The 20,513-nt window shown below is 71.9% G+C and carries 15 protein-coding genes; 8 read left to right on the plus strand and 7 right to left on the minus strand.

The window, feature by feature from the left end:
- Nucleotides 1–119: 119 nt before the first annotated feature.
- Together ACZ4TO_RS18000 and ACZ4TO_RS18005 are read left to right on the plus strand one after the other, a co-directional pair.
- Nucleotides 120–1,232, plus strand: a complete 1,113-nt coding sequence (locus ACZ4TO_RS18000; RefSeq protein ID WP_468024688.1) for an NAD(P)H-dependent flavin oxidoreductase — start codon at nt 120–122, stop codon at nt 1,230–1,232.
- Nucleotides 1,229–2,779, plus strand: coding sequence for an acyl-CoA synthetase (locus tag ACZ4TO_RS18005; protein ID WP_451075808.1), 1,551 nt, complete (start codon nt 1,229–1,231; stop codon nt 2,777–2,779). The genes ACZ4TO_RS18000 and ACZ4TO_RS18005 overlap by 4 nt, the downstream gene beginning before the upstream one ends.
- A 65-nt stretch (nt 2,780–2,844) precedes the next feature.
- On the opposite strand, the gene ACZ4TO_RS18010 is transcribed toward ACZ4TO_RS18005, so the two are convergent.
- Nucleotides 2,845–5,271 carry a penicillin acylase family protein gene (locus ACZ4TO_RS18010; protein WP_468024689.1) on the minus strand — a complete coding sequence of 809 codons (2,427 nt, stop codon included), beginning with the start codon at nt 5,269–5,271 and terminating at the stop codon, nt 2,845–2,847.
- 162 nt (nt 5,272–5,433) lie between these two features.
- Between ACZ4TO_RS18010 and ACZ4TO_RS18015 the strand changes: the two genes are divergently transcribed.
- Nucleotides 5,434–6,933 carry an acyl-CoA synthetase gene (locus ACZ4TO_RS18015; RefSeq protein WP_382796562.1) on the plus strand — a complete coding sequence of 500 codons (1,500 nt, stop codon included), beginning with the start codon at nt 5,434–5,436 and terminating at the stop codon, nt 6,931–6,933.
- Between the two features lie 52 nt (nt 6,934–6,985).
- Here the strand turns inward: ACZ4TO_RS18015 and paaK are convergent, their stop codons facing one another.
- From paaK to ACZ4TO_RS18045, 6 genes are all read right to left on the minus strand, one after another.
- Entirely contained in the window at nt 6,986–8,296 is a 1,311-nt protein-coding gene (paaK, locus tag ACZ4TO_RS18020; protein WP_382796564.1) for a phenylacetate--CoA ligase PaaK, read from the minus strand.
- Nucleotides 8,297–8,450: 154 nt separating this feature from the next.
- Complete coding sequence (locus tag ACZ4TO_RS18025) at nt 8,451–9,785, minus strand: enolase C-terminal domain-like protein (protein WP_468024690.1); 1,335 nt, start codon at nt 9,783–9,785, stop codon at nt 8,451–8,453.
- A 119-nt stretch (nt 9,786–9,904) separates the two neighbouring features.
- Nucleotides 9,905–10,864, minus strand: coding sequence for a 5-dehydro-4-deoxyglucarate dehydratase (locus tag ACZ4TO_RS18030; protein WP_468024691.1), 960 nt, complete (start codon nt 10,862–10,864; stop codon nt 9,905–9,907).
- A 264-nt stretch (nt 10,865–11,128) separates the two neighbouring features.
- Entirely contained in the window at nt 11,129–11,512 is a 384-nt protein-coding gene (locus tag ACZ4TO_RS18035) for a hypothetical protein (protein ID WP_468024692.1), read from the minus strand.
- Nucleotides 11,513–11,790: 278 nt separating this feature from the next.
- Nucleotides 11,791–13,635, minus strand: a complete 1,845-nt coding sequence (locus ACZ4TO_RS18040; protein WP_468024802.1) for an alkaline phosphatase family protein — start codon at nt 13,633–13,635, stop codon at nt 11,791–11,793.
- A 523-nt stretch (nt 13,636–14,158) separates the two neighbouring features.
- Nucleotides 14,159–15,814, minus strand: a complete 1,656-nt coding sequence (locus ACZ4TO_RS18045; RefSeq protein ID WP_382796572.1) for an acyl-CoA synthetase — start codon at nt 15,812–15,814, stop codon at nt 14,159–14,161.
- Nucleotides 15,815–16,010: 196 nt separating this feature from the next.
- On the opposite strand from ACZ4TO_RS18045, the gene ACZ4TO_RS18050 reads away from it, so the two are divergent.
- The 5 genes from ACZ4TO_RS18050 (at nt 16,011) to ACZ4TO_RS18070 (ending at nt 20,375) form a co-directional block, all read left to right on the plus strand.
- Nucleotides 16,011–16,811, plus strand: a complete 801-nt coding sequence (locus ACZ4TO_RS18050; protein WP_468024693.1) for a crotonase/enoyl-CoA hydratase family protein — start codon at nt 16,011–16,013, stop codon at nt 16,809–16,811.
- A 77-nt stretch (nt 16,812–16,888) separates the two neighbouring features.
- Nucleotides 16,889–17,830, plus strand: a complete 942-nt coding sequence (locus tag ACZ4TO_RS18055) for a Zn-ribbon domain-containing OB-fold protein (RefSeq protein WP_468024694.1) — start codon at nt 16,889–16,891, stop codon at nt 17,828–17,830.
- A complete protein-coding gene (locus ACZ4TO_RS18060) occupies nt 17,831–18,886 on the plus strand; it encodes a thiolase domain-containing protein (RefSeq protein WP_382796576.1) in 1,056 nt (351 codons plus the stop codon).
- Nucleotides 18,883–20,049, plus strand: a complete 1,167-nt coding sequence (locus ACZ4TO_RS18065; protein WP_382796578.1) for a thiolase domain-containing protein — start codon at nt 18,883–18,885, stop codon at nt 20,047–20,049. Before ACZ4TO_RS18060 ends, ACZ4TO_RS18065 begins: the two co-directional genes overlap by 4 nt.
- 83 nt (nt 20,050–20,132) lie before the next feature.
- Entirely contained in the window at nt 20,133–20,375 is a 243-nt protein-coding gene (locus ACZ4TO_RS18070; protein WP_037615767.1) for a DUF397 domain-containing protein, read from the plus strand.
- Nucleotides 20,376–20,513: the final 138 nt, after the last annotated feature.

Below are 20,513 nucleotides of genomic sequence, written 5' to 3' on the forward strand. Positions count from 1 at the left end.
CGAGTGAAACTTTCCCGTCACGGGCGGGCGTGTCAACCCTCCCGGATGGGCGTCCGGATATCTGACGGAGTATCAGAAAAGGCCTTCCCTCGTCCGGACGTCTGCGGCATCCTGCGCCCATGCAGACGGAGCTGAGCAAGGAACTGGGAGTCGAGCACGCCATTTTCGGCTTCACGCCGTTTCCCGCCGTCGCCGCGGCCATCAGCCGTGCGGGCGGGTTCGGTGTGCTCGGCGCGGTCCGCTACACCGCCCCCACCGACCTGGAACGCGACCTCGACTGGATCGAGGCGAACGTCGACGGCCGTCCCTACGGCCTGGACGTCGTCATGCCCGCCAGGAAGGTCGAGGGCGTCAGCGAGGCCGACGTCGAGGCGATGATCCCGGAAGGGCACCGCCGGTTCGTCGCGGACACCCTCGCCAAGTACGGCGTCCCCGAACTCGCCGAGGGCGAGGCCTCCGGCTGGCGCATCACCGGCTGGATGGAACAGGTCGCCCGCGGCCAGCTCGACGTCGCCTTCGACTACCCGATCAGACTCCTGGCCAACGCGCTGGGCTCACCGCCCGCCGACGTCGTCCGGCGCGCCCACGACCGGGGCGTGCTCGTCGCGGCCCTCGCGGGCAGCGCCCGGCACGCGCGCAAGCACGCCGAGGCCGGCATCGACATCGTCGTCGCCCAGGGCTACGAGGCGGGCGGGCACACCGGGGAGATCGCCTCGATGGTCCTCACCCCCGAAGTCGTCGACGCCGTGGGCCCGTTGCCCGTCCTGGCGGCGGGCGGCATCGGCAGCGGAGAGCAGGTGGCCGCCGCACTCAGTCTCGGCGCCCAGGGCGTGTGGCTCGGCTCGGTCTGGCTGACCGTGACGGAGGCCGACATGCACTCCCCGGCCGTCACCCGGAAACTGCTCGCGGCCGGCTCCGGCGACACCGTCCGCTCCCGCGCCCTGACCGGCAAGCCCGCCCGCCAGTTGCGCACCGAGTGGACCGACGCCTGGGACGACCCGGACGGGCCCGGCACGCTCCCCATGCCGCTCCAGGGGCTCCTGGTCGCCGACGCCGTCTCCCGCATCCAGAAGTACGAGGTGGAGCCGCTGCTCGGCACGCCGGTCGGGCAGATCGTGGGCCGGATGAACAGCGAACGCTCCGTCCAGGAGGTCTTCGACGACCTGACCCGGGGCTTCGAGCGAGCCGTCGACCGCATCAACCGCATCGCGGGCAGGGGAGAAGGAGCATGACCACAGCACCCAACGGCTTCTGGGCCCAGGCCGCCGCCGACCCCGGACGCGTCGTCCTGATCACCCCCGCCGGCGAGGAGTGGACCGCCGGGCGGCTGCACGAGGCGGCCAACCGCCTCGTCCACGGACTGCGCGCCGCCGGCCTCGGACGCGGCGACTCCTTCGCGGTCGTCCTGCCCAACGGCGTCGAGTTCCTCGTCGCCTACCTCGCCGCCTCGCAGGCGGGCCTGTACCTCGTCCCGGTCAACCACCATCTCGTCGGCCCGGAGATCGCCTGGATCGTCTCCGACTCCGGGGCCAAGGTCCTCATCGCCCACGAACGGTTCGCCGACGCCGCCCGGGGCGCCGCCGACGAGGCGAAGCTCCCCCCGGAGCGGCGGTACGCCGTGGGCGAGATCGAGGGCTTCCGGCCGTACACCGAACTCCTCGACGGACAGCCCGGCTCCGCACCCGCCGACCGCACCCTCGGCTGGGTCATGAACTACACCTCGGGCACCACCGGCCGCCCGCGCGGCATCCGGCGCCCGCTGCCCGGCAAGCTCCCCGAGGAGTCGTATCTCGGCGGCTTCCTCGCCATCTTCGGCATCCGGCCCTTCGACGGCAACGTGCACCTCGTCTGCTCGCCGCTCTACCACACCGCGGTCCTCCAGTTCGCGGGCGCGTCCCTGCACATCGGCCACCGGCTGGTGCTCATGGACAAGTGGACGCCCGAGGAGATGCTGCGCGTCATCGACGCGCACGGGTGCACCCACACCCACATGGTGCCGACCCAGTTCCACCGGCTGCTGGCCCTCCCCGACGAGGTCAGGGCCCGCTACGACGTCACCTCCATGCGGCACGCCATCCACGGCGCGGCCCCGTGCCCCGACCATGTGAAACGGGCCATGATCGCCTGGTGGGGGGAGTGCGTCGAGGAGTACTACGCGGCCAGCGAGGGCGGCGGCGCGTTCGCGACCGCCCAGGACTGGCTGAAGAAGCCCGGCACCGTCGGCAAGGCCTGGCCCATCAGCGAACTGGCCGTCTTCGACGACGACGGCAACCGGCTGCCGCCCGGTGAACTCGGCACCGTCTACATGAAGATGAGCACCGGCGGATTCTCGTACCACAAGGACGAGACCAAGACCCGCAAGAACCGCATCGGCGACTTCTTCACCGTCGGCGACCTCGGCCTGCTCGACGAGGACGGCTACCTCTTCCTCCGCGACCGCAAGATCGACATGATCATCTCGGGCGGCGTCAACATCTACCCGGCCGAGATCGAGGCCGCGCTGCTCTCCCACCCCGCCGTCGCCGACGCGGCCGCCTTCGGCATCCCGCACGACGACTGGGGCGAGGAGGTCAAGGCCGTGGTCGAGGCCGCGCCCGGACACGAGGCCGGAGCGGCGCTGGCCGCCGACATCCTCGCCCACTGCGAGCGACGGCTCGCCGGCTACAAACGGCCCAAGAGCGTCGACTTCATCGCCGCCATGCCCCGCGACCCCAACGGAAAGCTGTACAAGCGACGGCTCCGCGACCCCTACTGGGAGGGCCGCGACCGCACGATGTGACCCGGCCGCGCGCGGTGCCCGGATCCGCTCCGGGCACCGCGCGTGCCGTCACCTTCCGCCCGGGTTCAGCGCTGGTCGCTCACCCGGACCACCCGGAGCCCCGGCGACGAAAGGATGTCCTTCTCGCAGAACCGGGAGGTCACCCACCGCCCACCCGAGAACAGCCGCGTCTGATCGCTGAAGTGCGGCGAGTTCGGGTTCGAGGACTGGGAGTACGTCAGCAGGGTGCGGGCGACCGGGCAGCGGCCGCCGTCCCAGCCGACGGCCTGGATGTACGAGGACCCCGTGGTGACCTCCGTGTAGCCGCCGGCCGCCGGATTCCACGGCATCTCCACCTTGTTCCACACGCCCAGGGACTCCGTGCCGCCCGGCACCGGGATGCGCCGGCCGTCCCGTACGACGAACTGGCCGGAATCCAGCCGCGCGTCGAGGGCGATGCCCGCCGCCCCGAGCTCCGTCACCGTGTCGGCCAGCGCCGTCGCGAAGCCCGGTACGGAGGTGTCGAGGGTGTTCGGGGTGCGGACCGGATCGGCAGCCGAGAACGGCACCTTCCACAGCCGTGCCGCCGGCACCGTGGCCGTCAGCTTCCGCCAGAAACGGTCGAAGAACAGCGCGCCCCGGCTTCCGGTGTCCATCGAACGGTCCCAGGCCCCCAGCACACCGCACGCCGGACCCACGTCGACGGCCCTGCCGTCGGAGCCCGTCGCCGTGCCGCCCGGCAGCGCGGCACAGGCCCGCGCCGCGTCGGCCGCGACGAGATCACCCGCGGGCACCCGGTTCGCGAACTGCTGCGCCTGGAGATCCCGTACGGTCAGCCGACCCCGCGCGGCCATCGCGGCCACGTCCTCGACGGCGCCGCGCGTGCGCATCGAGCGTTGCGTGCCGATCGTGCCGAACACCCGCTCGTAGCCGGTCAGCGGCCGGTCGGCGTTCGCCAGCCAGGCACTGTCGTTGGAGTTCTCCGCGTACGCGGCGTCCTTCAGCACCGGCATTCTCGCCGGACCGAAGATGCCCGGCTGCACGGCGTCGGGATCGCTGCCGAGCGCGCAGTCGCCGCGCGACCCGTCCAGCACGGCGACCCCGGACGACGGGTACAGGGCCCGGCCCAGCGGCGTCGAGCAGCGCTGGACCAGCTCGTCGGTGATGCGCGGGAGCACCTGCGACTGGGTGAAGAGGGTGTGGCCGCCGGAGTCGGCGGCGATCGTGTTCACCCAGGGCAGGCCCTGGGTCCGGGTGAGCGCCGCGAGGACGCCCGCCGTGTCGCGGGCCCTGCTGAAGCCCAGCGCGGTGTCCGGGGCGCGGAGGTTGGCCGCGTTCGGGTCGTTGAGCGCGTACGCCGTCGTGGCCGTCCACGGCAGCGGCACCTGGGCGCCGAGCGAGGTGACGACGGGGCCGTACCGGGTCCACCACTGGGTGCGCGTCACCGGCGTGCCGTCCCGCACGTCGATGGTGACGCCGCGCCGGGTCATCCGCTCCGGCCTGCCGTCGACGAGATACGTCGTCGGATCGGCGGGATCGAGCGTGAGCTGATGGAGGTCGAGCGTGACGCCCGTCGCGACGGTGTGGCTCCAGGCGATCCGGGCGGTGTGACCGATGGACACCGTCGCCGTGCCGAGCAGGGCGCCGCCCTGGACGTTCAGCTCGCCGGGGATCGTCTGCTGCACCTGCCAGAAGCGGCGTCCGCCCTGCCAGGGATAGTGCGGATTGCCGAGCAGCAGACCGCGGCCGTTCGCGGTCGAGGCACCGCTGAAGGCCACCGCGTTCGATCCCATGTCGGCGGTGTCGAACAACTCGCGTGCGGCGGCGGCGGTGCGCTTCGCGTCGGGCCCGGCGACGCCCGCCGCCGTCGCCGGTCCGGTCGTCGCCCCCGTAGGTGGCTGCGCGGCCGTGATGCCGTCGGCCGCGCGCCCCTGGCCGCCGAGCACGGCCAGCGCGAACCCGCGTGCGGCGACGTCCACCTGGGTCACCGGGCGCACCCAGGCGGCTCCCCGGCATGCCGGATCGGTGACGCGGTTCCGTGCCAGCCACGCGTTGTAGCCGGCCGCCCAGCCCCGCATCAGGTCCTTGACATCGCGGCTGGGGCCGCGCGGCGCGGGCTCGGCGAGCAGGTGCTCGACCGTGCCGGCCTCGCGCACACCGCGGTAGTAGAGGTCGCTGGAGAGATTCGTGGACGCCGAGGAGAGCGAACCGTCCGGTGCCGCGGCGGACCCGAACCAGCGGGACCGCTCGCCGCGCAGGGTCACGAACCCGTCGGCCAGGGTGCACACCTGGTCGGCGGCCTGGGCCCAGCCGGTGCCGAAGCCGAGGTTCGCGTAGTCCTTCGCGACGATGTGCGGAATGCCGTACTCGGTGTAGCGGATCACGGCCGACAGGCCGCCGTGCGAGGGATGTTCCTGTGCGGAGTGCCGCTCGGCGGCGGCCGCGGGCAGCGTGGTCGCGGCCGTCAACAGAGCGACGGCCGCGACGAGTAACCGTCTTGCACGGGTGCGCATCGTGCCTCCCAACATCATTGAGGGAAGGGGCGGTTGAGGGTACCAACGGGTAGTGCGCCGCCGGAGTGTCCGCCGGGCTCGCGCCCGGCCTCCGTCCGGCTTCCGTCCGGCTCGCGTGCGGTGACTTGACCTCCCCCTCCCGTGGACCGAGGATCACGTGACATGACGCCTGGACACGGCAGTACGGTTGACGGGGTGCTGCGGCGCAGTGCCCGGCGCACACCGGCGCGGCGCGCCGTCGACTACCGGGAGCGCTCCTGGACGTACGCGGAACTCGACGAGGCCGTCTCCCGCGCGGCGACCGTCCTCCTCGACGCGGGGCTGAACCCCGGGGACCGCGTCGGCGCCTACGGCCACAACTCGGACGCCTACCTGATCGGCTTCCTCGCCTGCTCCCGCGCGGGACTCGTCCATGTCCCCGTGAACCAGAACCTGACCGGTGACGACCTCGCCTACATCGTCGGCCAGTCGGGATGCGCCCTGGTCCTGACCGACCCCGACCTCGCCGGCCGGCTCCCGGAGGGCGTACGGACCCTGCCGCTGCGCGACGCCGACGACTCGCTCCTCGTACGACTGGAGGCGGCACGCCCGTACGACGGTGACGAGCCCCGCGGCGACACGCTCGTGCAGCTTCTGTACACCTCGGGCACCACCGCGCTGCCCAAGGGCGCGATGATGACGCACCGCGCCCTGGTGCACGAGTACCTGAGCGCGATCACCGCCCTCGATCTGAGCGCCGGGGACCTGCCGGTGCACTCGCTGCCGCTCTACCACTCGGCGCAGATGCACGTGTTCCTGCTGCCCTACCTCGCGGTCGGCGCCTCGAACACGATCCTCGACGCGCCGGACGGCGGACAGATCTTCGACCTGATCGAGGCGGGCCGCGCGGACAGCCTGTTCGCCCCGCCCACGGTGTGGATCGGGCTGTCGAACCGTCCCGACTTCGCCGAGCGCGACCTGAGCGGCCTGCGCAAGGCCTACTACGGCGCGTCGATCATGCCGGTCCCCGTCCTGGAACGGCTGCGCGAACGGCTGCCGAAGCTCGCCTTCTACAACTGCTTCGGGCAGAGCGAGATCGGCCCCCTCGCCACCGTCCTCGGCCCCGACGAGCACAAGGGCCGCATGGACTCGTGCGGGACTCCGGTGCTCTTCGTGGACGCGCGGGTCGTCGACGAGGACGGCAAGGACGTGCCGGACGGGACACCGGGCGAAGTCGTCTACCGCTCACCGCAGTTGTGCGAGGGCTACTGGGACAAGCCCGAGGAGACCGCCGAGGCGTTCCGCGACGGCTGGTTCCACTCGGGCGACCTCGCGGTGCGCGACGCCCACGGGTACTTCACCGTGGTGGACCGGGTGAAGGACGTCATCAACTCCGGTGGGGTGCTGGTCGCTTCACGCCAGGTCGAGGACGCCCTGTACACCCACGAGCAGGTCGCCGAGGTCGCCGTCGTCGGGCTGCCCGACGAGCGCTGGATCGAGGCCGTCACCGCGGTCGTCGTCCCCCGGGGCGAGGTCGGCGAGGACGAACTGATCGCCCACGCACGCGAGAAGCTCGCCCACTTCAAGGCTCCCAAGCGGGTCCTGTTCGTGGACGAGCTGCCGCGCAACGCCAGCGGCAAGATCCTGAAGCGGGAGCTGCGGGACCGCTTCGGCAAGGCGTAGCGGACAGGGCCGCGGGGGTGTCAGGGGCCCCCGCGGCCCTGTCCGTGGCCGGTCAGGCGCGCGGACGCAGGTCCACGATCCGCTTCAGCTTGCCCACCGACCGCTCCAGGGACTCCGGCTCGACGATCTCCACCGTGACCGACACGCCGATCCCGTCCTTGACGCCCGCGGTGATCGCCCGCGCCGCCGCCTCGCGCGCCTCGGGTGTGGCACCCGGCCGGGCCTCCGCCCGCACGGTGAGCGCGTCCAGGCGGCCCTCGCGGGTCAGCCGGAGCTGGAAGTGCGGGGCGACGCCCGGTGTCCGCAGCACGATCTCCTCGACCTGCGTGGGGAAGAGATTCACCCCGCGCAGGATCACCATGTCGTCACTGCGTCCGGTGATCTTCTCCATCCGGCGGAAGACCCGCGCCGTACCGGGCAGCAGCCGCGTCAAGTCCCGTGTCCGGTAACGGATCACCGGCATGGCCTCCTTGGTGAGCGAGGTGAAGACCAGTTCGCCCTCCGCGCCGTCCGGCAGCACCTCGCCGGTGAAGGGGTCGACGACCTCGGGGTAGAAGTGGTCCTCCCAGATGTGCAGACCGTCCTTGGTCTCCACGCACTCCTGGGCGACGCCGGGGCCGATGACCTCCGAGAGGCCGTAGATGTCCACCGCGTCGATCGCGAACCGCTCCTCGATCTCGCGGCGCATCTCCTCGGTCCACGGCTCGGCCCCGAACACGCCGACCCGCAGGGAGGTGCCGCGCGGGTCCACGCCCTGGCGCTCGAACTCGTCGAGGAGGGTCAGCATGTACGAGGGCGTCACCATGATGATCTCGGGCTTCAGGTCCTGGATGAGCTGGACCTGACGTGCCGTCATGCCGCCGGACGCGGGGATCACCGTGCAGCCGAGCCGTTCCGCGCCGTAGTGGGCACCGAGTCCGCCCGTGAACAGCCCGTAGCCGTAGGCGATGTGGACCTTGTCGCCGGGCCGGCCGCCCGCCGCGCGGATCGACCGGGCCACCATGTCGGCCCACATGGACAGGTCGTTCTCCGTGTAGCCGACGACCGTGGGGCGGCCGGTCGTCCCGCTCGACGCGTGGATGCGCCGGATCCGCTCCTGCGGCACGGCGAACATCCCGTACGGGTAGTTCTCCCGCAGGTCCGCCTTCGTCGTGAACGGGAAGCGGGCCAGGTCGGCGAGCGAGCGGCAGTCGTCGGGGCGCAGCCCGGCCTTGTCGAAGGACTCCCGGTAGAAGGGCACGTTCTCGTAGGCGTGGCGCAGCGACGCGCGCAGCCGTTCGAGCTGGAGCGTCCGCAGCGCCTCCGCGTCCAGCCGCTCGCCCGCGTCGAGCAGGCCCTTCGAGTCCGTCGAGCCGCCCGCCATCGCGCCTTCTCCCTCGCCAACCATGCCATACCGGACGACCGATCATTCGGTCGTCCTGCTCCGGACAGTAATGAGGTGTCCGTGGCCGGTGCAAGGGGTCGGCGGCGCTTTTTGCGGCGGCCGGAGCCGGAGCGGGCCCGGCTCCGGGCGGTGGTCAGCGCACCAGGGCGGGTCGCTTGGGGTCGAACTCCCACCCGGGAACCAGGTGGCGCATGGCGACCGCGTCGTCCCGGGCGCCGAGGGCCTCCTTCAGGTACAGCTCGTGGGCCGCCAGCAGCCGGTCCATGTCCAGCTCGACGCCGAGGCCCGGTGCGTCCGGCACCGCGATCTCGCCGTCGACGATGCGCGGCGGCTCGACCGTGAGCCGCTCCAGGCCCTCCTGCCAGATCCAGTGGGTGTCGAGCGCGTTGTACGGGCCCGGCGCCGCGGCTCCGCAGTGGGTGACCATGGCGAGCGAGATGTCGAAGTGGTTGTTCGAGTGGCAGCCCCAGGTCAGGCCCATGGCGTTGCAGAGCTGGGCCACGCGCACCGAGCCCCGCATGGTCCAGAAGTGGGGGTCGGCGAGCGGGATCGAGACCGACTGGAGCGCCAGGGCGTGGGTGAGCTGCCGCCAGTCCGTGGCGATCATGTTGGTCGCCGTCGGCAGGCCCGTCGCCCGGCGGAACTCGGCCAGGATCTCGCGTCCCGAGTAGCCGTCCTCGGCGCCGCAGGGGTCCTCCGCGTAGGCGAGCGTGCCGACCAGGGGCCCGCACAGCTCGATCGCCTCGCGCAGCGACCAGGCGCCGTTGGGGTCGAGCGTGACGCGGGCCTCGGGGAAGCGGTCCTTGAGCGCGCGTACGGCCCTGACCTCCTCCGTGCCTTCCAGGACGCCGCCCTTGAGCTTGAAGTCGCGGAAGCCGTACAGCGCGTGGGCGGCCTCGGCCTGCCGGACGATCGCGGCGGGCGTCAGCGCCTCCTCGTGCCGCAGGCGGTACCAGTCCACGTCGGCGTCGGGCTCGCGGACGTACGGCAGATCCGTGCGGTCCGGGTCGCCGACGAAGAAGAGGTAGCCGAGCACCCGGACCCGGTCACGCTGCTGGCCGTCCCCGAGGAGGGCGGCGACGGGCACGTCCAGGTGCTGTCCGAGCAGGTCGAGAAGGGCCGACTCGACGGCGGTGACGGCGTGGACGGTGGTGCGCAGGTCGAAGGTCTGGGCACCGCGGCCGCCCGCGTCCCGGTCACCGAAGCGGTCCCCGATCTCGCGCAGGACGCGCTGGTGGTCGCCCACCTTCGAGCCGAGGACCAGCGGACCGGCGTCGCGCAGCGTCCGGGTGATCTTCTCCCCGCCCGGCACCTCACCGAGCCCGGTCCGCCCCTCGGAGTCCTTGAGGACCACGACGTTGCGCGTGAACCAGGGGCCGTGGGCGCCCGACAGGTTCAGCTCCATGCAGTCCCGTCCGGCGACGGGGTAGACGGAGAACTCGGTGATCGTCGGTTGCTGACGCTTCATCACATTCCTTGTGTACGAGGGGCGATGGCCGACCGGTGCCGGGGATTCCAGGATGACGGCGGCGGGCGTGGCCGAGGGCCGGTCCGCCCCGCGCCCTGCCGGGCCGTCCCCCGCGTGCCTCAGGAGGGCCGGCGCACGGCTCCGGCCAGGGCCAGCCCGGTGTCGAGGATCCGCTCCAGGGCCGCCAGATCGGCCGGTCCGGGGTCGGTGAGCGGCGCGCGCACCGGGCCGACGGGCAGGCCGCGCAGCCGGGCGGCGGCCTTGACCAGGGACACGGCGTAGCCGGGCACCGTGTCGCGCAGCTCGACGAGCGGGACGTAGAAGTCGCGCAGCAGCTTGGTCACCGTCGCCTCGTCATCGGCATGCAGCGCGGTGAAGAAGGCGCCGGCGATCTCGGGGGCGAAGGCGTGGACGGCCGACGAATAGGCGGGGACGCCGACGGTGGCGTACGCGCGGGCCTGGATCTCGGCGGTGGCGGCCCCGTTGAAGAACAGGAAGCCGTCGGGCGCGGCCAGCGTGAGGCGCTGGAGCCGGTCGAGGTCGCTGTGGCCGTCCTTGAGCCCGATGACGCCGGGGACGGCCGCCAGGGCCCGCAGCCCCGCGGGGGAGAACGTGACCGGTCCGCGCTGGTAGGCGATGAGCGGCAGCCGTGTGCCGGCGGCGATCCGGCGCACCTGCTCGACCAGGCCGGACTCCGGGGCCTCGACGAGATAGTGCGGCAGCACGAGGAGGGCGTCCGCGCCGGCCTCCTCGGCGATCCGCGCGAAGCGCAGCGCCTGCGCCCATCCGTAGCCGGTGCCCGCGACCACGGGCATGCGGCCGTCCGCGATCTCGACCGTGGCGGTGACGACCGCGCGGTACTCGTCCTCGTCCAACGCGCTGAACTCACCGGTCCCGCAGGCGGGGAACACCGCGCCCGGGGCCGTGGCGAGCTGTGCGGTGAGGTAGGCCCGATAGGACTCCAGGTCGAGACCGCCGTCCGCCGTGAAGCTCGTGAGCGGGAACGACAGAACCCCACCCGCCATGCCACCCCGCAACCGCTCGGCCACACTGTCCGGATCCACGCTGAACCCTGCCATGAGTCTCATCCCTGTATGCAGACGTCGTCTATGTATGAGAACACAGGTTAGATTCGTGAACCTCTTGGGTCAATGGGCGGGGCGATGGGGGCATGGAGTTGAGCCCAGCACTTCCGGCGGCAGCGGCACGGCGGTCACCTCGGCGGCCTCGGCGCGAAACCTGGATCGATCTCGATGGAGGAGCCCCCGTGAGCGCAGCGCTCACGGGGGCTCCAACGACGCGCGGGTCAGCCGCTGACTCGAGTGGTCACACCCGCAGTCGAGCTACTCGGCATCGGGCTTATCTGCTGTGGGGAAGCCCGACACCGACGCCAGGAACTGTGCCGACGTGAAGTAGGGATTGTTCGTACCGCCGAGCACCTCGATGAGGATCGCTTCCCCGTCGCACTCCATGACTCGGTACCGGTCACCTGCCCGGAGCGCGAGGCCTTTGCCGTCGTCGCCGTCGGACACGACGTCGAAGACCTGGCCCTTGGTCGAGCACGGAGCATTCCGCTTCTTGGCCGCAGCCTTGGCGGCCTTCCCGCCGGCTTCGACGCCCCGGCCGACGGCCCACCCGCTCAGGGCAGTGAAGGCGAGCAGCGCCGCGGGACCGCCCACCTTCTTCGCCAGCGTCGTCATCAGCTGGTATCCCCCCAGATTGCCCACCCGTGCCTCCTTGTCGGCCGCATCTCAGGGGCAAATCGTATGGAAGGCGGCCAGCTATATGTCCACCGACTGACGGGCCGCCTGCGCGCCGCACCACCGCCATCCTGCGCAACCGCGAGACCTGACCGAGAAGCCCGCCGGATAACGGATCCCGGGAACAGCGCAGCGGGCCCGCGGCCGGTGTGGCTGCGGGCCCGCTGGGTTCGGGCCCGCTGGGTTCGGGCCTGGGTGGTCCGGGGTGGACGGTGATGGGCCGGGGTGGTGGCCGGCCGGGGGTGTCAGGGGGACGTGGGCGAGGTCGCTGGGGTCGGGTTCGAGCCGTACGCGGTCATGAAGCGGTCGCGGAACTTGTTCATCGGCCATTCCGGCGCGTCGTCCGCGGGCTTGAGTCCGTCCGTCCAGCCCCAGTCGGCGATGCGGTCCAGCACCTTCGGGTCGCGGGCGACGACGGTGACGGGCACGTCCCGGTTGGAGGTGCCGCCCGTGACCGTCGGGACGGGCTGGTGGTCGCCGAGGAAGACGAGGACGGTGTTGTCGTCGCCGTAGCGCTGCATCCACTGGGTCAGGCTGTCCAGGGAGTACTGGATCGCCTTGCGGTACTCGGTCCGCACCCGCTTCGAGCTCTTCCAGACCTCCGTGGGGTTCGTCCCCTCCTTCTTGATCTTGTAGAAGATCTTGCCGTCCCCGAGGTCGTTCCAGTCGATCGTGTGGGCGATGGGGGACCAGGGGTTGTGGCTGGAGGCGAGGATGATCTCCGCCATGATCGGGTCGCGGTTCTTCTTGCCGTGCTCCAGTTTCTGGAAGGACTCCAGGCTGAACTGGTCCGGCACCGGCGTCCAGCTGAAGTACGGGCCCTGGTAGCCGAGGTGCGTCGAGTCGTAGATGTGGTCGAGGCCGAAGTACTTGCCCTCGGGCCAGGACTTGCGCACGCCGGGGACGATGCCGACCGTGCGCCAGGCGCCGGTCTTCTGGAAGTAGCTGGTGAGGGTGGCGCGGTCGCTGGTGGTCAGGGACCGGTACCGCTGCTGGTTCTTGACCCAGGTGCCGGACAGGAACGTCGAGTGCGCGAGCCAGCTTCCGGCGCCCGTCACCGGCGACTTGAGCCAGCCGCTGCGTGCCGAGAAGCCCGCCGCCTTGAGCCGCGCGCCGCCCTCCTTGAGCGTCGCGTCGACCTCCGGTCCCATCGTCGGATCGTCGATCGCCACACGGCCGTAGCTCTCGATGAACGTGAGCATCACGTCCTTGCCGCGCAGCCCGGTCAGCAACTGGTCGGACGGGGTCTTGGCGAAGGCGTCGACGGCCATCTGCTTCTTGTAGACGTCGGCGTCGCCGAGTCCGTCACGGACGTACTGCACCCGGTTGGAGAGGTACTGGGCGTAGCCCTTGGTGGCGATCGTGACGCCGCCGGTCTGCAGGCCCATGGTGAAGCAGACGACCCAGGCCACGCCGAGGACGAGCGTGCCGCGTACGGCCCCGGTGCGGTGCCGGGCCAGGACGTTCGCCAGCCGCATCGTGGCGAGCACGCTCAGGGCGAGCACGGCGATGACCAGGACGATCACGCCGACCACCGCCAGCACCTCGCCCGAGCGCCCGAACGAGTCCTTGACCCAGTCCGCCCCGTCGCTCAGCAGGACCCAGTCGAAGACCAGGTCGAACGGCCGGGCCAGGGTCTGGCGGAAGCCCATGTCGAGGCACTTCAGGATGCCGGACAGCCCGAGGAGCACCCCGAGGGCTCCGGCGGTGATCCGCCGCGCCCTCGCCGGCAGGACCAGCAGCACGGCCGCGAGGAAGACGGCCTCGACCGGGAGGCGGAGGAAGGCCCGGACGCTCATCCAGTCGAGGCGGTTGGGCACGATGAGGATCGTGACCACCAGCGCAGCGGCTAGGACGGTCGTGGCCACCCCCGCCGTACGGGCGGCCCGCGGGTAGCGGCGACGCCAGCCGAACCATCCCGGGCGGCCGGCGGAGGCCGCGTCCGCGGCGGGCCCGGCCGCGTCCGCGTCCGTGGGCGCGGGGTCGGCGGGCCGCGTGTCAGTGGGTTCGTCGGCGGGAGCCGACTGCGGTTCGGTGGCATCCGCGTCGTCGGGCCGCTCACCGGTGGGTTCGTTGGCGGTGCTCTTCACGGCCGTGGGTTCCTCCACGGCCACGGCGGGCTCCGGGACGGCGGGTTCCTCCACGGCCACGGCGGGCTCCGGGACGGCGGGTTCGCCTTCGGCCACGGCGGGCTGCGGGACCGTGGGTTCGTCCGTGGCCGCGCCGGGGTGCGGGACCGTCGGTTCGCCGTCGGCGGGGTGGGGGACGGTGGGCTCGGCCGCGGTCGCGCCGCGCGCCGCGCCGCCGGCCGGCTCCTCGGCCCGCTCGCCCGTCCCGGAACTCGCGTGCGTCCCGGTCCGGACGTCCGTACCGGACTCGTCGCGGGTTCCGTCCGTCGCCGTCGCGTCGGGGTCCGGACCCGCGTCGGCATCCGGCAGTTGACGTGGAGGCGTGTGGTGCGACACCCGAAGTCCTTCCGTGCGTAACCCGGTGCTGGTGCGACGGAGGCGATTCCGTCATCCCCCATACGGCTGTCGGCCACCTCCGGTTCAACGAGGCGGCCGGCCGCGCACAGAGTACGTCGCGAGGATCAGCCGGATGACACCGCAGGTCCTACCGGTCCGCGGCCACGGCCACCTCCCGGGCCCACCGGTAGTCGGCCTTGCCGCTCGGCGAGCGCTGGATGGAGTTCGTGATCACCAACTGGCGCGGGACCTTGTACCCGGCCAGCCGGGCACGGCAGTGCGTCTGGATGTCGTCGAGCGACAGCAGCGGCGCGCCCTCGCGGACCTGGACGACGGCCGCCACATGGCTGCCCCACCTCGGGTCGGGCACCCCGGCGACCAGGGCGTCGTACACGTCCGGATGCGACTTCAGGGCCTGTTCGACCTCCTCCGGGTACACCTTCTCGCCGCCGGTGTTGATGCACTGCGAGCCGCGGCCGAGGACGATGACGATGCCCTCCTCGTCCACCGTGGCCATGTCGCCGAGGAGCACCCAGCGTTCGTCGCCCTTGCGGAAGAACGTCTCGGCGGTCTTCTTCGGGTCGTTGTAGTAGCCGAGAGGCACATGTCCGCGCTGCGCGACCCGCCCCGGCTCACCCGCCGCGACCGGCTCGTACGTCACCGGGTCCACCACCTGCGTACGGGCGTTGACGCGGATGCGGAAGCCGCGCTCGGGACCGGAGTCGGCCGTCGCGGTGCCGTTGAAGCCGGACTCCGAGGAGCCGAAGTTGTTGAGCAGCATCACGTTCGGGACGAGCGCCTGGAACTGCTCCCGCACGGTGTCCGACATGATCGCGCCGGACGAGGAGACGCTGAACAGCGCGGAACAGTCCGTGCCCTTCAGCGGGCCGTTCAGCGCGTCGATCAGGGGCCGCAGCATCGCGTCGCCGACCAGCGACACGCTGGTCACCTTCTCCCTCTCGATCGTGCGCAGGACGTCCTCCGGCGAGAACTTGCGGTGCAGCACGACCCGTTGACCGAAGTTGAAGGCGATGAACGCGGTGAGCGTCGACGTCCCGTGCATCAGCGGGGGAGTGGGGAAGAAGGTGATCCCCGCGCCGCCGGCCGCGACGCGCTCGGCGAGCTCCTCCGGCCTCGTCACCGGATCGCCGGTGGGCGCGCCCCCGCCGAGCCCCGCGAAGAAGAGGTCCTCCTGCCGCCACATGACGCCCTTGGGCATTCCCGTCGTGCCGCCGGTGTAGATGATGAACTGGTCGTCCGCGGAGCGCGGCGGGAATCCGCGCAGAGGGGAACCGGAGGCTTCGGCGTCCCCGAAGTCCACGGCGTCCAAGGCGCTTTCGGCCCCCGCCGGGCCCTTCGCGTCCACCGTGCCCGCTCCGGGAGCGGCGGCCCCCACGCGGACGAGATGGCGCAGCCGCGGTGCGCGCGGCCGGGCGGCCGCCACCCGGTCGGCGAACTCCGCGTCGAAGACCAGGGCCGCCAGGTCGGCGTCCTGATAGAGGTAGGCCAGCTCTTCCTCGACGTAGCGGTAGTTGACGTTCACCGGCACGATCCGCGCCTTCAGGCAGGCCAGTACCGTCTGCAGGTACTCGACGCCGTTGTACAGGTGGAGGCCGAGGTGTTCGCCGGGGCGGATCCCGCTGTCGATCAGATGGTGCGCCACACGGTTCGCGGCCGCGTCCAGCTCGGCGTACGTCAGACGGCGCTCGGCGCCCGTGCCCGGGAGGTCGACGTGGACCAGCGCCTCGCGGTCCGGGACCGCGTCGACGACCGACTCGAACAGGTCGGCAAGGTTGTACTCCACCGCTCCTCCTGACCGTGCACGTCCGTGGCCGAGTGCCGCCAGGGCGCCTCGGCCCCGGCCCGACGGTCATCAGAGCAAAGCCCGACCCAAGTGGGAAGGGCCCCGGCACAAGAAATCTGACTGCCTGTCAGAAAACCCTTGTACTGGACGGACGCCTCCTGCAACCTGTTCTCGCATCCGAGACGGGAGGACGCCCATGGGTGGGACCGAACACCTCACCGTGCACCGCGAAGGCGCCACACTGGTGCTCACGCTCAACAGGCCCGAGGCCAGGAACGCGCTCTCGCTGCCGATGCTGGTCGGCCTGTACGACGGCTGGGTCGAGGCCGACGAGGACGACGCCGTCCGCTCGATCGTGGTCACCGGCGCCGGCGGCGCCTTCTGCGCCGGGATGGACCTCAAGGCCCTGGCCGGCCGGGGCATGGAGGGCGAGCAGTACCGGGACCGCCTCAAGGCCGACCCCGATCTGCACTGGAAGGCCATGCTGCGCCACCACCGGCCCCGCAAACCGGTGATCGCGGCCGTCGAGGGGTACTGCGTGGCGGGCGGCACCGAGATCCTCCAGGGCACCGACATCCGGGTCGCGGGCGCCTCCGCGACCTTCGGGCTGTTCGAGGTCAGACGCGGACTCTTCCCCATCGGGGGCTCGACGGTCCGGCTCCAGCGCCAGATCCCGCGCACCCACGCTCTCGAAATGCTGCTCACGGGACGCCCGTACACCGCGCAGGAGGCCGCGGCCATCGGGCTGATCGGTCATGTCGTGCCCGACGGCACGGCGCTGGACAAGGCGCTCGCCGTCGCCGAGCAGATCAACGCCTGCGGTCCGCTCGCCGTCGAGGCCGTCAAGGCGTCCGTGTACGAGACCGCCGAACTCACCGAGACCGACGGGCTCGCCGCCGAACTGCGGCGCGGCTGGCCGGTGTTCGACACCGCCGACGCCAAGGAGGGCTCCCGGGCCTTCGCCGAGAAGCGCCCGCCCGTCTACCGGCGGGCCTGACCCGCAAGCCCGGCCCCGGACGCGCCCGTCCGCCCCGCGGACACGGCCCGGCCGGCCGTTGGAAGGAGAGATCCGGGATGCCCGAAGTCCTCAAGGCCCCCCTCGTCGTCGAGTTCCCCTTCACCCGATCGCTCGGACCCGTGCAGAGCGCCTTCCTCACCGGCCTGCGCGAACAGGTCATCCTTGGTGTACGGACCGCCGACGGACGCACCCTCGTCCCGCCCGTCGAGTACGACCCCGTCACCGCCGAGGAACTGTCCGACCTCGTCGAGGTCGCCCCCACCGGCACCGTCACCACCTGGGCCTGGAACCACGAACCCCGCCGCGGCCAGCCCCTCGGCACCCCCTTCGCCTGGGTCCTGGTCAAGCTCGACGGTGCCGACACCGCGCTGCTGCACGCGCTCGACGCCCCAGGCCCCGACGCCGTGCGCACCGGCATGCGCGTCCGCGTCCGCTGGGCCGCCGAGCGCTCCGGCGCCATCACCGACATCGCCTGCTTCGAGCCCCACGACGGGGCACCCGACGAACCCGCGGGCCACGACGGCCGGTTCGAGGACATGGTGACCGGGATCGTCGCCCCCGCACGGCTCGACTACGTCTACTCACCGGGCCGCGCCCAGGCCGCGTACATCGCGGGCCTCGCCGAGCGGAAGACCCTCGGCGAACGCTGCCCCTCCTGCCGCAAGGTGTACGTCCCGCCCAAGGGTGCCTGTCCCACCTGCGGGGTGGCCACCTCCGAACAGGTCGAGGTCGGCCCGCGCGGCACCGTCACCACGTACTGCATCGTCAACATCAAGGCGAAGAACCTCGACATCGAAGTCCCTTACGTCTACGCGCACATCGCCCTCGACGGCGCCGGCCTCGCGCTGCACGGCCGGATCGGCGGCATCCCCTACGACGAGGTCCGGATGGGCCTGCGCGTGGAGCCCGTGTGGTCCGAGGACGGCCGCTACCCCGACCACTACCGGCCCACCGGGGAATCCGACGCGGACTACGAGACGTACAAGGAGATGCTGTAGATGGAGCCCATCAGGGACATCGCCGTCGTCGCCTTCGCGCAGAGCGACCACCGGCGCACCTCCGACGAGCACTCCGAGGTGGAGATGCTCCTGCCCGTCCTGCACGAGGTCCTCGACCGGACGGGCCTGCGGGCCGGCGACATCGGCTTCACCTGCTCCGGCTCCAGCGACTATCTCGCGGGCCGCGCCTTCTCCTTCACCATGGCGCTCGACGGCGTCGGCGCCTGGCCGCCGATCTCCGAGTCGCACGTCGAGATGGACGGCGCCTGGGCGCTGTACGAGGCCTGGACCAAACTGCTCACCGGCGACGCCGACACCGCGCTCGTCTACTCCTACGGCAAGTCCTCGCCCGGCTCCGTACGCGACGTCCTGACACGGCAGTTGGACCCGTACTACCTGGCCCCGCTGTGGCCCGACTCGGTCGCCCTCGCCGCCCTCCAGGCGCAGGCGCTCATCGACGCCGGCGAGACCGACGAGGCCGGACTCGCCTCCGTCGGCGCCCGCAGCCGGGCCTCAGCGAGCGCCAACTCCCACGCCCAGCTCCGTGGTTCGGTGCCCCAGGGCGACTACCTCGTACGACCCCTCCGCACCGGCGACTGCCCGCCCGTCGGCGACGGCGCCGCCGCCGTGATCCTCGCGGCGGGGGACCGGGCCCGCGAACTGTGCGAGCGGCCCGCCTGGATCCGGGGCATCGACCACCGCATCGAGCCCCACGCCCTCGGCGTACGCGACCTGACCGACTCGCCGTCCGCCCGGCTGGCCGCCGAACGCGCCGGAGCCTTCGAACGACCCGTCGACACGGCCGAGTTGCACGCCCCCTTCACCTCCCAGGAAGTCGTCCTGCGCAAGGCGCTGCGGCTCGACGACAGCGTGCGCGTCAATCCCTCGGGAGGCGCCCTCGCCGCCAACCCGATCATGGCGGCGGGCCTCATCCGCATCGGCGAGGCCGCGGCCCGCATCCACCGCGGGGAGTCCGACCGGGCGCTGGCCCACGCCACCTCCGGCCCCTGCCTCCAACAGAACCTGGTCGCCGTACTCGAAGGGGACGCCCGATGAGCAAGGAACCCGTGGCCGTCGTGGGCATCGGCCAGACCAAGCACGTGGCGGCACGCCGGGACGTGTCCATCGCCGGACTCGTCCGCGAGGCCGCCCAGCGCGCCCTGGCGGACGCCGAGCTGACGTGGGCCGACATCGACGCCGTCGTCATCGGCAAGGCGCCCGACTTCTTCGAGGGCGTCATGATGCCCGAGCTGTATCTCGCGGACGCGCTCGGTGCCACCGGCAAACCGATGCTCCGGGTGCACACGGCCGGTTCCGTCGGCGGATCGACGGCCCTCGTCGCGACCAACCTCGTCGCCGGCCGCGTCCACGGAACCGTGCTGACCCTCGCCTTCGAAAAACAGTCCGAATCCAACGCGATGTGGGGCCTGTCCCTGCCCATCCCCTTCCAGCAGCCCCTGCTCGCCGGCGCCGGCGGCTTCTTCGCCCCGCACGTACGCGCCTACATGCGGCGCACCGGCGCCCCCGACACCGTCGGCTCGCTCGTCGCCTACAAGGACCGCCGCAACGCGCTGAAGAACCCGTACGCGCACCTGCACGAGCACGACATCACCCTGGAGAAGGTCCAGGCCTCGCCCATGCTCTGGGACCCGATCCGCTACTCGGAGACCTGCCCCTCCTCCGACGGGGCCTGCGCGATGATCCTCACCGACCGCGCCGGCGCCGCCCGTTCACCGCGCCCGCCCGCCTGGATGCACGGCGGCGCGATGCGCAGCGAACCGACCCTCTTCGCCGGCAAGGACTTCGTCTCCCCGCAGGCCGGCAAGGACTGCGCGGCCGACGTGTACCGCCAGGCCGGGATCGCCGACCCCCGCCGCGACATCGACGCCGTCGAGATGTACGTGCCGTTCTCCTGGTACGAGCCCATGTGGCTGGAGAACCTCGGCTTCGCCGACGAGGGCGAGGGCTGGAAGCTCACCGAGTCCGGCGTGACCGAACTGGAGGGCGACCTGCCCGTCAACATGTCGGGCGGGGTCCTCTCCACCAATCCGATCGGCGCCTCCGGCATGATCCGCTTCGCCGAAGCCGCCCTCCAGGTGCGCGGCCAGGCCGGAGAACACCAGGTCGACGGGGCCCGCAGGGTGCTCGGCCACGCCTACGGAGGCGGCTCCCAGTTCTTCTCGATGTGGCTGGTCGGCACCGAGCCGCCCACCTCCTGAGACCGTCCCTCCCACATGGCCTGTGCGCGGCACCGGCCGATCGCTAGGCTGGCCGCGGACGACGAACCGGGAGGAGCACGGACGTGGCCGAGAGCACCATCGAGCAGCACCCGCTCGCGGGCTGGGACAAGCCGGAGCTGGACCTCAGCAACGCCGACTGGCAGTCCAGCAGCCGAGGGCGCGGAGATGTCCAGATCGCCTTCGTCGAGGGCTTCATCGCGATGCGCAACAGTGGCCGCCCCCAGAGCCCTTCCCTGATCTTCACGCCCGCGGAGTGGGGGGCGTTCGTATCGGGGGCCCGCGAAGGGGAGTTCGACCTGACCTGAACCGACGACCGCCGGAACCCGCTCCGCCGCCCCGACACCAGCCAGGGCGGCGGCCGGGGTCCCCGCGCCCCGGAGGCCGCCCGCCGTCCGGCCCTCCCACGGCCCCGCCGCCGCGCGAGAGGTTCTGACCTGGAGCGT

The sequence above is a fragment of the Streptomyces sp. NPDC028298 genome (assembly GCF_055565895.1).

Coding starts and splice junctions, on each gene's coding strand:
- ACZ4TO_RS18000 (WP_468024688.1), top strand. CDS start 120: ATGCAGACGGAGCTGAGCAAGGAACTGGGAGTCGAGCACGCCATTTTC.
- ACZ4TO_RS18005 (WP_451075808.1), top strand. CDS start 1,229: ATGACCACAGCACCCAACGGCTTCTGGGCCCAGGCCGCCGCCGACCCC.
- ACZ4TO_RS18010 (WP_468024689.1), bottom strand. CDS start 5,271: ATGCGCACCCGTGCAAGACGGTTACTCGTCGCGGCCGTCGCTCTGTTG.
- ACZ4TO_RS18015 (WP_382796562.1), top strand. CDS start 5,434: ATGACGCCTGGACACGGCAGTACGGTTGACGGGGTGCTGCGGCGCAGT.
- paaK (WP_382796564.1), bottom strand. CDS start 8,296: ATGGCGGGCGGCTCGACGGACTCGAAGGGCCTGCTCGACGCGGGCGAG.
- ACZ4TO_RS18025 (WP_468024690.1), bottom strand. CDS start 9,785: ATGAAGCGTCAGCAACCGACGATCACCGAGTTCTCCGTCTACCCCGTC.
- ACZ4TO_RS18030 (WP_468024691.1), bottom strand. CDS start 10,864: ATGGCAGGGTTCAGCGTGGATCCGGACAGTGTGGCCGAGCGGTTGCGG.
- ACZ4TO_RS18050 (WP_468024693.1), top strand. CDS start 16,011: ATGGGTGGGACCGAACACCTCACCGTGCACCGCGAAGGCGCCACACTG.
- ACZ4TO_RS18055 (WP_468024694.1), top strand. CDS start 16,889: ATGCCCGAAGTCCTCAAGGCCCCCCTCGTCGTCGAGTTCCCCTTCACC.
- ACZ4TO_RS18060 (WP_382796576.1), top strand. CDS start 17,831: ATGGAGCCCATCAGGGACATCGCCGTCGTCGCCTTCGCGCAGAGCGAC.
- ACZ4TO_RS18065 (WP_382796578.1), top strand. CDS start 18,883: ATGAGCAAGGAACCCGTGGCCGTCGTGGGCATCGGCCAGACCAAGCAC.